General features: G+C 45.9%; 12 protein-coding genes. All 12 read left to right on the top strand.

Features of this window, described 5'->3' with window-relative positions; translation table 11 throughout:
- The coding region (locus tag L1D60_RS19710; RefSeq protein ID WP_256859724.1) for a flagellin at positions 1-156 on the top strand (156 nt) is incomplete at its 5' end.
- Between the two features lie 689 nt (positions 157-845).
- Positions 846-1976 (top strand): flagellin, encoded by a 1131-nt coding sequence (locus tag L1D60_RS19705; protein ID WP_239842565.1) that lies wholly within the window; start codon positions 846-848, stop codon positions 1974-1976.
- Between the two features lie 82 nt (positions 1977-2058).
- Positions 2059-2484, top strand: a complete 426-nt coding sequence (flaG, locus tag L1D60_RS19700) for a flagellar protein FlaG (protein WP_239842564.1) — start codon at positions 2059-2061, stop codon at positions 2482-2484.
- Between the two features lie 22 nt (positions 2485-2506).
- Positions 2507-4534, top strand: coding sequence for a flagellar filament capping protein FliD (fliD, locus tag L1D60_RS19695; protein WP_239842563.1), 2028 nt, complete (start codon positions 2507-2509; stop codon positions 4532-4534).
- 3 nt (positions 4535-4537) lie between these two features.
- The gene (locus L1D60_RS19690; protein WP_239842562.1) at positions 4538-4843 is read left to right on the top strand and encodes a flagellar protein FliT; all 306 of its coding nucleotides are present in this window, start codon (positions 4538-4540) and stop codon (positions 4841-4843) included.
- A gap of 12 nt (positions 4844-4855) precedes the next feature.
- The gene (gene fliS, locus L1D60_RS19685; protein ID WP_008218262.1) at positions 4856-5266 is read left to right on the top strand and encodes a flagellar export chaperone FliS; all 411 of its coding nucleotides are present in this window, start codon (positions 4856-4858) and stop codon (positions 5264-5266) included.
- Between the two features lie 229 nt (positions 5267-5495).
- Positions 5496-6962, top strand: a complete 1467-nt coding sequence (locus L1D60_RS19680) for a sigma-54 dependent transcriptional regulator (RefSeq protein ID WP_239842561.1) — start codon at positions 5496-5498, stop codon at positions 6960-6962.
- 157 nt (positions 6963-7119) lie between these two features.
- The gene (locus L1D60_RS19675; RefSeq protein WP_239842560.1) at positions 7120-8163 is read left to right on the top strand and encodes an ATP-binding protein; all 1044 of its coding nucleotides are present in this window, start codon (positions 7120-7122) and stop codon (positions 8161-8163) included.
- 30 nt (positions 8164-8193) lie between these two features.
- The gene (locus tag L1D60_RS19670) at positions 8194-9603 is read left to right on the top strand and encodes a sigma-54 dependent transcriptional regulator (protein ID WP_239842559.1); all 1410 of its coding nucleotides are present in this window, start codon (positions 8194-8196) and stop codon (positions 9601-9603) included.
- 146 nt (positions 9604-9749) lie between these two features.
- On the top strand, positions 9750-10061 hold the full coding sequence (gene fliE, locus L1D60_RS19665; protein WP_032549664.1) for a flagellar hook-basal body complex protein FliE: 312 nt from the start codon (positions 9750-9752) through the stop codon (positions 10059-10061).
- A gap of 16 nt (positions 10062-10077) precedes the next feature.
- A complete protein-coding gene (fliF, locus tag L1D60_RS19660; protein WP_239842558.1) occupies positions 10078-11820 on the top strand; it encodes a flagellar basal-body MS-ring/collar protein FliF in 1743 nt (580 codons plus the stop codon).
- Complete coding sequence (fliG, locus tag L1D60_RS19655) at positions 11813-12871, top strand: flagellar motor switch protein FliG (protein WP_239842557.1); 1059 nt, start codon at positions 11813-11815, stop codon at positions 12869-12871. Before fliF ends, fliG begins: the two co-directional genes overlap by 8 nt.
- The last annotated feature ends 46 nt before the right edge of the window (positions 12872-12917 follow it).

Here is a 12917-nt window from a genome sequence, read left to right as displayed (position 1 = left end):
GAAAACGTGAATGCATCTAAGAGCCGTATTAAAGACACAGACTTCGCGAAAGAAACGACGCAAATGACTAAGTCGCAAATTCTTTCTCAAGCGTCTAGCTCGATTCTTGCTCAAGCGAAGCAAGCACCGAACTCAGCACTTAGCCTACTAGGTTAATCAAATAAAAGTGGCATTGCGTTTGTCAGTGCCTCTTCCACAAATTAGCTCGTGGTGAGAGATGAGCGCTAAACAAACCCAGCTTCGGCTGGGTTTTCGCGTTTTTGGTGTTTGGTAAAGCGTATTGGGGGAACTACTAATTGTGATTGTGGGTGGCAAGAGATTCCCTATCACGGTCGTCCCTCCCTGTAGGGAATGACTAAAAATGGGCAATTTGCTACTCACCCTCAATGTCCTAAACAGTCATCCCAGAACCGAGTAGAACGAGGTATCAGGGATCTCGCTCTTAATCACGTAATCACAAAGGATTGAAATTGTTTTTGGTAGAGGGAGGTTTAGTTCAAGGTACTTATTACCGTTCCCGTATCAGTAGTAGCCCAAAGCGATAGTTTCAGGGCAAATTAATAAGTAACCATGTGCTTATAAATTCATCAATAGTTGATTATTTAGCGAATATCGCCCGATTAGTTGAACTGCGATCACACTTTCTCTTGTTATTGAAAATAAAACCAAAAAAATCGATTTTTTTGTTAAAGCTTCTAATCAAAGCGCCGTTAAAGGGATTGAGAGAAATGAGATGTACCAATGTGAGGTGAGAGACGCAGCGGTACATCAGACAATATTGATGTGTGCTTTATGTGAGGTGAGAGTCACTGGCGTGCATCAGAAATGCCTAAAGGAGATCAACTATGGCAATTAATGTAAACACTAACGTGTCTGCAATGACGGCTCAGCGCTACCTAAATGGCGCAGCTGAAGGTACTCAAAAATCAATGGAGCGTTTGTCTTCTGGCTATAAAATCAATAGCGCAAAAGATGATGCTGCAGGCCTACAAATCTCAAACCGCTTAACGTCTCAAAGCCGCGGCCTAGACATGGCTGTGAAGAATGCGAACGACGGTATTTCTATTGCACAAACAGCTGAAGGTGCAATGAATGAGTCTACAAACATTCTGCAACGTATGCGTGACCTTTCTCTACAATCTGCAAACGGCTCAAACAGCAAAGCTGAACGTGTTGCAATTCAAGAAGAAGTAACGGCACTTAACGACGAGCTGAACCGTATCGCTGAAACAACCTCTTTCGGTGGTAATAAGCTTCTAAACGGTACTTACGGTAGCCAATCTTTCCAAATCGGTGCGGACTCTGGTGAAGCTGTAATGCTATCTATGGGTAACATGCGTACTGACACTCAAGACATGGGTGGTAAGAGCTACACAGTTGAAGAAGGCAAAGACTCTTCTTGGACTGTAGCGGCAGGTTCTGACCTAACGATGAAGTACAAAGACAAGTTTGGTGAAGAGCAAGAAGTGAATATCTCTGCGAAAGCAGGTAACGATATTGAAGAACTTGCGACTTACATTAACGGTCAAAGTGAAGACGTTAAAGCTTCTGTTGGTGAAGGCGGCAAACTACAGCTGTTCGCTTCAAGCCAAAAAGTACAAGGTGATGTTGAGTTCGGCGGCAGCCTAGCTGGCGACCTAGGTATTGGTAGCGGCAAAGAAGTAACAGTTAACGATATCGACGTAACTTCTGTAGCTGGCGCTAACGAAGCGGTTTCTATCATTGATGGTGCGCTTAAGTCTGTAGACAGCCAACGTGCTTCTCTGGGTGCTTTCCAAAACCGTTTTGATCACGCAATCAGCAACTTAGATAACATCAACGAAAACGTTAATGCATCTAAGAGCCGTATCAAAGATACTGATTACGCGAAAGAAACGACAGCTATGACTAAGTCTCAAATCCTACAACAGGCGAGTACTTCAATCCTAGCTCAAGCGAAGCAATCGCCATCAGCAGCTCTAAGCTTATTGGGCTAAGCTTACTAAGTAGGCGGCAATAGAGGTCTACCTAGGTAGGGCTCTTATGCCATGGCTCATTTAAGGTCGGAAGGAGAGTGTTATGGAAATATCATCCAGCGCATCGAACGTCCAGCCTTATGGCTCACCTAATGGCATTAAATTTGCATTCGATGAAGGTAGCAGTGCGCCAAGTGTTTCTAAACCATTAGAAGTTGCACCCAAAGAAAAGGTAGAGAAATCGCAAGAGGATGCTACCGAAGCGGCGATTCAATTAGCTCAAGATCGACAGGAGCTAAATAAAGAAGAGCGCGTTAAAATGGTAGAGAAGATGAATGAGTTCATCTCTTCTATCAACAAGGGTGTTGCCTTTAAAGTGGATGAAGAGTCGGGTAGAGATGTGGTGACGATATACGAAGCCACAACAGGCGATATTATTCGTCAAATACCTGATGAAGAGATGCTTGAGATTTTAAGGCGCCTAGCGGCCCAAACCTCAAATAGCGGGCTATTGGAGGCGAAGGTTTAAGTCGTATTATTGAGGTGATTTGATGAGTTTAGGCCCACTTGGGATGTCGTCTGGCATGGATATCAACTCCATGGTCAGCAAAATTGTAGATGCGGAGCGTGTGCCTAAGCAGCAACGTATCGACAATGAAAGAACGCGAATCGATTCCAGCATTAGTGCCTATGGAAGACTCAGAGAATCGCTTGATTCGATGAAAAACTTAATGACGAACTTTCGTCAGGAAAAAGCTTTTGCTGTGAGAACAGTAGAAAGTACCGATGACGGAGTTGTCTCTGCAACCGCTACTACGGATGCAATTGCAGGCAAATATGCCATCGATGTGTTGCAGCTTGCCCAAAGCCATAAAGTGGCTTCTGATGTATTGTCGGAAGACATGAAATTTGGCCCAGGTAAGCTGCAGGTTTCGCTCGGTGAGAAGAGCTTTGATGTACAAGTCGGTGAGCGCTCGAAACTTATCGACGTTGTACGTGGCATCAATGGCGCAAGTAATAACCCAGGTGTACGTGCCTCGGTAATCAATGACGTTGAGGGTCCTCGCCTTATCGTCGCGTCAAACCTATCTGGTGCTGAGCAACAGATCAGTATCAATGTCGATGCGCAATCGGATAACCCCCTTAAAAAACTTGAATACAAAACTCTTGAAGAGCGCGTAAAAGCTTTAGAGTCGGCACGTCTTGCTGCTCAAGAGATCCTTTCAGAGCCTGCTCCAGGGCAAGAAACTGCCCCTATCGAAGCGGCAACCGAGACTCCACAAGAATTAGATGCGGATGGCAACCCTATGCCACAAGAGGCGTCTGATTCGGAAAACCTACCGCTTGATCCAGAAGTAGATCAAGACCCAAGTAGCATGACTTACGGTGAGGCGGCAGCCGCTGCCGGACAAGCAGCGTTAGATGCAGCGAAGGCATCGGCTTCTGTTATGCCGGAAGACAACATCCCAGGCTGGACAGAAACCGCATCTGGAACCTTGTTAGATTCTTACTACACACCTGAATTGGAATTGGACGAGAAAGCGATAGAGAAGGCGCCAGATGTACCGGGCTGGACTAACGCAGCTTCGGGTACACTGACGGATTCTTACGTTACACCTAAAGAAGCTCAGCAAAAGCTTGAGGCTGAACAAGCTCGTATAGAAGAGAAAACCGCGGAAGAAAAAGCGGCATTGGCTGAGCGTGTAGCAAAGGGCGAGATTACTGAACAGCAAGCTAAAGATATTGAACGTTCAAAACTTCCTCAAGAAGAGCGAGAGCACCTAGAGAAAATCGATAAAGCTCAAGCTGATCTAGAGAGAGCGCAGCAGTCGTTTGATACTTACAGCGGTATGACAGAGGTACAAGCAGGTCAAGATTCCATGGTTGTACTTGATGGTGTCGCTCAGCTTTCGAGTAACAACAATGTGATTGAAGATGCCATTGAAGGTATTGATATCACAGTAAAAGGTAAAACACCGAAAGATAAAGCCCCAGCGGAAATTGGTGTTGAGTACGACCGTGGCAGTGTACGTCAAGATATTGAGGCTTTTGTTGCCTCATACAATCAGTTCTACCAAGTTTCTCAGAGTCTGTCTGGTGTCGATCCCACTACTGGTCAAAAAGGACCCTTAGCGGGTGATAGTACCGTGAGAAATGCGGACTCACGCTTGAAGAGTGTATTTTCAACCAGCATTAAAGACGCGCCACCAGACATCAGATCGCTGACTGAATTTGGTATCACTACAACGCGTCAAGGTACACTTGAAATCAATTACGATATGCTGGATCGTCAACTGAACAACAACTTTGATAAGTTGGGTGAATTCTTTGGTGGCAATAATGGTTTTGCTAAAAAAGTAGAAGATGCTATCCAAGGTATTACAGGTGTCACTGGCTCAATTCGAACCCGTGAGCGAAGCTTGGTTGAACAGAACTACCGACTAGTGGATGACCAAGCGGCACTGGATCGCCGCATGGAAGGGTTAGAAAGCCGCACCCATTCTCGCTTTACTGCAATGCAAGAAGCGACCGGTAAAATGCAGTCCCAGTTGGGCAGTATGATGAATGCGTTGGGTTAGTAGATGAAGGACGAACTTCAGAAGCTTTGTGAACTAGATCAACAAATTATGGCTAAGTTCGAAATAAGTGAAATTAATACTGAAGAAATAATGGCGCTTGTCGATAACAGAGAACAGTTGTTGCAAAACGTGCTTCATTTATTGGATTCACACCCCGACGTTAAGCAAAGTTCGGAATGGTATGATGCCATTACGAGAACAAGAAAATTGGTTGAATTGATGCAAGCGGAAACGACACGAGTCGGCAAAGACTTACAGAAGTACCGTCACGGAAACAAATCAGTTCAACAGTATAAAAAGTTTTTATAAAAGAGGTTTACTATGCGCGGTTCTTTACAGGCATATAAAAAGGTATCAGTGGATAGTCAGCTTACTGCTGCCTCACCCCATAAAATTGTTCAAATGTTGATGGCAGGCGCTATCGAGCGTCTTATTCAAGGCAAGGCGGCGATGCAAGCAGGCAACATTCCTGTGAAGGGTGAGCGTCTGGGTAAGGCGTTGGACATTATTATTAGCCTTCGTAGCTGTCTATCAATGGACGATGGCGGTGACATCGCGAAAAACCTAGATCAACTTTATGAATTTATGATCACTCAAATTTCTGCGGCGAATCACAAAAATGATCCTCAACCGATTGATGACGTGATTGATATCATTCGCGAGATTAAGAGCGCTTGGGACCAGATCCCGAATGAATATCACAATTTAACCTCTGCAGAAGTGGGTATTTAGAGCAAATTCAAAGTTCTAACCAACGTCACATGAGTTAATTGGTTGGTTGCCTTATTTTTTTAATCAAATAAAATAGAAGCCATTAGATAGCCTAATGGCTTTTTTTCGTTGCTGATTTTCATAATTTGTCTATCGTTAATCTTATCAATGATACTTTTTTCTGTTTTATAGATTACGTTGCTTAATGTTTTCCGCATCACACCAATAATAAAGGCAATACATCCTACTTATGCAAGGTTTGTCAAAACTGCTTGTCGTAGACGATAATGCTCAAGAGCGTCACAATTTAAGCACAATATTAGAGTTTGTAGGAGAGGGCTGCGAAGTTGTCAGCTCTGAACAAGCACACAAGGTCGACTGGTCTCAACAGTGGGCTGGGTGCATTATTGGCTCTATTAAGGGCAACGGCTTCACTTCTTTACTCAATGAACAGCTGATCAACGCTAACCACATCCCCCTGTTAGTGATGGGCAAGCACAACTATTCTGTGGATGAGTTAACCAACTATGTTGGTGAGCTTGAGCTGCCACTTAATTACCCGCAACTCAGTGATGCATTAAGGCATTGCAAAGACTTCTTAGGCCGTAAGGGCGTTAACGTTGTCTCATCAGCACGTAAAAATACTCTGTTTCGTAGCCTAGTAGGCCAAAGCTCTGGTATTCAGGAGGTACGTCACCTCATCGAGCAGGTCTCTTCAACTGAAGCAAATGTATTGATTTTAGGTGAGTCTGGTACAGGTAAAGAAGTTGTGGCACGTAATATCCACTACCATTCAAAACGTCGCAGTGGGCCTTTCGTTCCTGTGAACTGTGGTGCCATTCCGCCAGACTTGTTAGAGAGTGAGCTCTTTGGTCACGAGAAAGGGGCATTTACTGGGGCAATTACAGCACGTAAAGGCCGTTTCGAACTCGCTGAAGGCGGTACTCTGTTTCTTGATGAAGTTGGCGATATGCCAATGGCGATGCAAGTAAAATTGCTGCGCGTATTGCAAGAGCGTTGTTTTGAACGTGTAGGCGGCAACGCGACACTTCAAGCAAATGTGCGTGTTATTGCGGCGACACACCGTAATCTTGAAAGCATGATCGATGACGAAGCGTTCCGTGAGGATCTCTACTATCGATTGAATGTGTTCCCAATTGAGATGCCAGCACTTCAAGAGCGCAAAGAAGATATCCCACTGCTGCTACAAGAGCTGATGACACGCATGGAAGCGGAAGGCAGCATGCCGATCTGCTTTACTCCACGCGCTGTTAACTCTTTGATGGAGCATGACTGGCCGGGTAACGTTCGCGAGTTGGCAAATCTTGTTGAGCGTATGGTTATTCTGTATCCAAACAGCTTGGTCGATGTTAATCATCTGCCTACTAAGTATCGCTACAGTGACATTCCTGAATTCCAGCCAGAGTTTAATAGCTTTGTATCGGAAGAGGAGCAAGAGCGTGATGCATTAGCGGATCTATTCTCTGAAGATTTCAGTTTTGATCAACAAGATGACCTAAATGACAACGCCAATGCTCCTCAAGAGTTGCCGCCAGAAGGCGTAAACTTGAAAGAGCTGCTTGCTGATTTGGAAGTCAATATGATCAACCAAGCACTAGAAGCACAAGGTGGTGTGGTTGCTCGTGCCGCAGACATGTTGGGTATGCGACGTACAACCCTTGTTGAGAAAATGCGCAAATACAATCTGCAGCGATAAATCTTCCTGATTAAGGCGGAACAGAGTGAACCCTGATCTACCTTTTAATCAGAGATAGCCGAGTTGTTGACGGCTTAACTATGTGATAAATATAGCGAATAGCCTGATGTGTGTGGTGCATGTCAGGCTATTCTAGTATTTGAGGCCAATTTTTTATATGCACGTATCTGACGAACCAGAAAACCAATCACACCTAGACTCTGTTGAGCAGCAAGTTGAGCGATACAAGCAAGTACTCGATGTGATGCCTGCTGGCGTAATCTTGTTGGATACTCATGGTGAGGTAAGAGAGGCGAACCCTGAGGCGCATCGTATCTTAGGTGTTGAGCTGGTGGGGGAGAAGTGGTTCTCTGTTATCCAGAGTGCGTTTGATCCTAAAGATGACGATGGTCATGAAATCTCGCTAAAAAATGGCCGTAAGGTTCGTTTGGCGATCTCAGCATCAGCCACTGGTCAGCTTATTTTAATTACCGATCTGACAGAAACACGACTACTTCAAGCTCGTGTCAGTGACCTTCAAAGACTTTCTTCATTGGGCAGAATGGTGGCCTCTTTGGCACACCAAGTGCGCACGCCATTGTCCAGCGCGATGCTCTATGCTTCTAATTTAGCCGCGCCAAACTTGCCACCTGCCACAAAAACGCGCTTTCAAACTAAGCTTATGGATAGACTGCATGACCTAGAGAAGCAGGTTAATGATATGCTGTTGTTCGCTAAAGGTGGTGATAATAAAGTCGTGAAGCCGTTTACTGTTTCAGAATTGATCGCTGAATATCAGCCGATGGTCGAGACGGCACTCAAGACCAACAACATCGACTATTTCCAAGAAGTTGAAGCTGAAGAGACGCAAATGTTTGGCAATGCCAACGCCATCGCTTCTGCTTTAAGTAATCTGGTTCTCAATGCTGTACAGATTGCGGGTAAAGAGTCACAAATCGATGTGTTTTTCCGACCAGTAAACGGTGAGCTTAAGATCTCGGTTCAAGATAGTGGACCGGGTGTACCGAAAGAGCTACAAGGAAAAATCATGGAGCCGTTTTTCACCACGCGCTCACAAGGCACAGGACTTGGCTTGGCGGTGGTACAGATGGTGTGCCGCGCTCACGAAGGGCGATTAGAATTAATATCAGAAGAGGGCGATGGCGCATGCTTTACGATGTGTTTACCATTAGAACGCGCCTCTACTGCTGAAAGTATTTAAGTTTTAACTGAATTTACACTGGAGAATCACATGGCTCAAAGCAAAGTGTTAATCGTAGAAGACGATGAAGGCCTACGTGAAGCCTTAGTCGATACACTCGCGCTCGCTGGCTACGAATGGCTAGAAGCGGATTGCGCGGAAGATGCTCTGGTCAAGTTAAAGTCTAACTCTGTTGACATCGTGGTATCCGACGTTCAAATGGCGGGAATGGGCGGTTTGGCACTGCTTAGAAACATCAAACAGAACTGGCCAAATCTACCAGTACTACTGATGACTGCTTACGCAAACATTGAAGATGCCGTTGCCGCGATGAAAGAAGGCGCGATTGATTACATGGCTAAGCCATTCGCACCAGAAGTTCTGTTGAACATGGTGAGCCGCTATGCGCCTGTTAAGTCAGATGATAACGGTGATGCAGTTGTTGCTGATGAAAAGAGCCTGAAACTATTGATGCTAGCCGACAAGGTGGCAAAAACCGATGCCAACGTGATGGTTTTAGGACCAAGTGGTTCGGGCAAAGAGGTGATGTCGCGCTACATCCACAATGCGTCAAACCGTAAAGATGGCCCGTTCGTTGCGATTAACTGTGCTGCGATTCCAGATAACATGCTAGAAGCGACACTGTTTGGCTATGAAAAAGGCGCGTTCACTGGCGCGATTCAAGCGTGCCCAGGTAAGTTTGAACAAGCGCAGGGCGGTACGATTTTGCTGGATGAGATCAGTGAGATGGATCTTAACCTTCAGGCGAAGCTGTTACGTGTACTGCAAGAGCGTGAGGTTGAACGCCTTGGTAGCCGCAAGAGCATCAAGCTAGATGTACGAGTGTTGGCGACTAGTAACCGCGATTTAAAACAGTATGTCTCGGAAGGTAACTTCCGTGAAGACTTGTATTACCGACTCAATGTGTTCCCAATTTCTTGGCCACCACTGTGTGAACGAAAGGGTGATATTGAGCCACTGGCTAAGCATCTGATTGAGCGTCACTGCACTAAGTTGGGCATGCCGGTACCGACCATTTCTACTGAAGCTATCAGTAAACTGGTGAGCTACCCGTGGCCAGGAAATGTACGAGAATTAGACAATGTGGTACAGCGTGCGCTAATATTGAGCGAGCAAGCTAACATCTCTGGCGAGCATATTTTGCTTGAAGGCGTAGATTGGCAAGATGCTAGTAGCCTACAACAGATTGTTGAAGGCAACGATGTGGCGACACCAGAAGTAAAACCAATTGCCGAAGCCAACCCAGTGACGAAAGTCTCTTCGGCTGGTGAGGGATTGGGTAATGAGCTGCGTGATCAAGAGTACGCAATTATTCTTGAGACATTGATTGCCTGTAATGGCCGCCGTAAAGATATGGCCGAAAAATTGGGTATTAGTCCACGTACTCTGCGCTACAAACTGGCGAAAATGCGTGATGCTGGGATAGATATCCCAAACTAGGAAGCGATTAATTCTGCATTCAATGCAGACATAGAGTACGATATTTAATCACCCTGCCACTGCCTTTTTATAGACAGTGGCACATTAATTGCTCTATCAATAGTACAGCAACAAAGAAAGTCATAATTTTGACTCTGAGGTAGTAAATGAGAATAGATGGTTTACAAGGCGAGATGCAGGCAATGATGGTGGAAGCTGCAAACACGCGTCCGGCTGCGACTGGACAAACGGTTGGTGCAGATTTCGGCAATATGTTGACGCAAGCCATCAACAACGTGAACTCGTTACAGAAAACCTCAGGGGATCTTCAAACCCGTTTTGATAGCGGTGACGAGAGTGTTTCGCTCTCCGACGTAATGATTGCTCGAAATAAATCTAGTGTGGCTTTTGAAGCGACGATTCAGATCAGAAACAAACTGGTTGAGTCGTATAAAGAGCTTATGAATATGCCGGTATAGTGTTAGGTAGTAGATAGTGGCAGAAAATAGTCAAACAACAGATTTAGCCGTTAGTGATGCGAATGACCATGCACTCGTTGCAGGGGCAGACGTGGACAACGAAGGGCAAAATCCTGATCTAGGCGAGCGCAGCTCATCAAAGTTCGACATGGCGGTGGGGGATCTTGATCTCCTGCGTCAAGTCGTACTAGTTCTCTCGATCTCTATTTGTGTAGCGCTCATTGTGATGCTGTTTTTCTGGGTCAAAGAGCCAGAAATGCGTCCATTAGGTGCTTACGAGACCGAAGAATTGATCCCTGTGCTGGACTATTTAGATCAGCAAAAAATTCAATACTCATTAGAGGGTAACACCATCTCGGTTCCGGCCAGTGAATACAACTCACTGAAGCTGGATATGGTGCGTGCTGGCTTAAACCAAGAGAAGAACGCAGGCGACGATATCCTAATGCAGGATATGGGCTTTGGTGTTTCTCAACGTCTTGAACAAGAGCGCTTAAAGCTAAGTCGTGAGCGTCAGCTGGCGAAAGCGATTGAGCAGATGAAGCAAGTGCGTAAGGCGCAAGTACTGTTAGCGCTACCAAAACAGAGCGTATTTGTTCGTCATAATCAAGAAGCATCGGCGTCGGTATTTTTGACGCTTAAAACGGGCACGAACCTTAAGCAACAAGAAGTCGATTCTGTTGTGGACATGGTAGCGAGCGCCGTACCTGGAATGAAAACGTCACGCATTACTGTGACCGATCAACATGGTCGCTTGCTGAGTTCAGGATCTCAAGACCCAGCCTCAGCAGCTCGCCGTAAAGAGCATGAGTTGGAGCGAAACCAAGAGCAGGCTCTACGTGAAAAGATTGATTCAGTACTGATCCCGATTCTTGGTTTTGGTAACTACACAGCACAAGTAGATATTCAGCTTGATTTCAGCGCTGTGGAGCAGACTCGCAAGCGTTTTGATCCGAATACTCCGGCTACACGCAGTGAGTACACGCTAGAAGATTACAACAACGGTAGTACCGTAGCAGGTGTTCCGGGTGCGTTAAGCAATCAACCGCCAGCGGATGCATCGATTCCACAAGATGTGGCGCAAATGAAAGATGGCTCTTTAATGGGGCAAGGTTCAGTTCATAAAGAGGCAACGCGCAACTTTGAACTGGATACCACCATCAGTCATGAGCGCAAACAGAGCGGCACGGTGAATCGTCAAACAGTGTCGGTTGCGATTAAGAACCGTCAATCTGTGAATCCAGATACTGGCGAAGTGGTTCATACACCACTGAGCGAATCAGAAATTAATGCCATTAGACAAGTGCTCATCGGTACGGTTGGCTTTGACGAAGGTCGTGGTGACTTATTGAATGTATTGAGTGTTCAATTCGCACCGCAAGTTACTGATGTTATGCCAGATGTACCGATTTGGGATCACCCGAACTTCAACGATTGGGTTCGTTGGTTTGCAAGTGCACTCGTGATCATTGTTGTCGTTCTTGTGCTGGTTCGCCCAGCGATGAAGAAACTGCTTAACCCAGCAGAAGACGAAGATGAACAAGCATACGGTCCTGATGGATTACCAATTGGTGCCGATGGCGAAACGAGCCTGATTGGTAGCGATATTGAAGGTGGTGAACTGTTTGAGTTTGGCTCAAGCATTGACCTACCAAACCTTCATAAAGATGAAGATGTATTGAAAGCAGTACGTGCTCTGGTAGCGAATGAACCAGAGCTAGCGGCTCAAGTAGTTAAGAATTGGATGGCAGATGGCTAACGAAATTGTTCCACAAGGTGAAGGTGGAGAAGTAGCAGAAGTTGCGAACATTGATATCGCATCGATTTCTGGTGACGAGCGCGCGGCGATCTTGTTGTTAAGTCTTAACGAAGAAGATGCCGCAGGTATTATTCGCCACCTAGAGCCTAAACAGGTTCAGCGTGTAGGTAGTGCTATGGCGCGTGCCGCAGACCTTTCTCAAGAGAAAGTAGGCGCAGTGCACCGCGCTTTCCTGGATGACATTCAGAAGTACACCAACATTGGTATGGGCAGCGAAGACTTTATGCGTAATGCGCTGGTGGCTGCTCTGGGTGAAGACAAAGCGAATAACCTTGTTGACCAAATCCTTCTGGGTACAGGGTCGAAAGGTCTTGATTCATTGAAGTGGATGGATCCTCGTCAGGTTGCGAGCATCATTATAAATGAGCACCCGCAGATCCAGACGATTGTACTTTCGTACTTAGAAGCGGATCAGTCTGCAGAAATTTTGTCTCAGTTCCCTGAACGTGTTCGCCTAGACTTGATGATGCGTATTGCGAACCTTGAAGAAGTTCAACCTTCAGCACTGGCTGAGTTGAACGAAATCATGGAGAAACAGTTTGCTGGTCAAGCCGGTGCTCAAGCGGCCAAGATTGGCGGCCTGAAGGCAGCGGCAGAGATCATGAACTACATGGACAACAACGTCGAGGGCGTGTTGATGGATCAAATCCGCGACCAAGACGAAGACATGGCAACTCAGATTCAAGACCTTATGTTCGTCTTCGAGAACCTTATCGAAGTCGACGACCAAGGTGTTCAGAAGTTGCTGCGTGATGTACCACAAGACGTTCTACAGAAAGCCCTCAAAGGTGCTGATGAAGGTCTGCGTGAGAAGATCTTCAAGAACATGTCTAAACGTGCTGCCGATATGATGAGAGACGATATCGAGGCGATGCCGCCAGTGAAAGTTTCGGATGTTGAAGCAGCTCAGAAAGAGATCTTGGGCATTGCGAGGAAAATGGCCGACAGTGGCGAGATTATGCTGTCTGGTGGTGCCGACGAGTTCCTATAAGTTAGAAACGACTAAGCCCCACACTGATGGGGCTTTTCTTTATCGA

This window comes from Vibrio sp. Isolate30, assembly GCF_022397975.1.
Taxonomy (GTDB): Bacteria; Pseudomonadota; Gammaproteobacteria; order Enterobacterales; family Vibrionaceae; genus Vibrio; species Vibrio fortis.
This window is presented reverse-complemented; position numbering and strand designations above follow the sequence as displayed.

Coding starts and splice junctions, on each gene's coding strand:
- L1D60_RS19705 (WP_239842565.1), top strand. CDS start 846: ATGGCAATTAATGTAAACACTAACGTGTCTGCAATGACGGCTCAGCGC.
- flaG (WP_239842564.1), top strand. CDS start 2,059: ATGGAAATATCATCCAGCGCATCGAACGTCCAGCCTTATGGCTCACCT.
- fliD (WP_239842563.1), top strand. CDS start 2,507: ATGAGTTTAGGCCCACTTGGGATGTCGTCTGGCATGGATATCAACTCC.
- L1D60_RS19690 (WP_239842562.1), top strand. CDS start 4,538: ATGAAGGACGAACTTCAGAAGCTTTGTGAACTAGATCAACAAATTATG.
- fliS (WP_008218262.1), top strand. CDS start 4,856: ATGCGCGGTTCTTTACAGGCATATAAAAAGGTATCAGTGGATAGTCAG.
- L1D60_RS19680 (WP_239842561.1), top strand. CDS start 5,496: ATGCAAGGTTTGTCAAAACTGCTTGTCGTAGACGATAATGCTCAAGAG.
- L1D60_RS19675 (WP_239842560.1), top strand. CDS start 7,120: ATGCACGTATCTGACGAACCAGAAAACCAATCACACCTAGACTCTGTT.
- L1D60_RS19670 (WP_239842559.1), top strand. CDS start 8,194: ATGGCTCAAAGCAAAGTGTTAATCGTAGAAGACGATGAAGGCCTACGT.
- fliE (WP_032549664.1), top strand. CDS start 9,750: ATGAGAATAGATGGTTTACAAGGCGAGATGCAGGCAATGATGGTGGAA.
- fliG (WP_239842557.1), top strand. CDS start 11,813: ATGGCTAACGAAATTGTTCCACAAGGTGAAGGTGGAGAAGTAGCAGAA.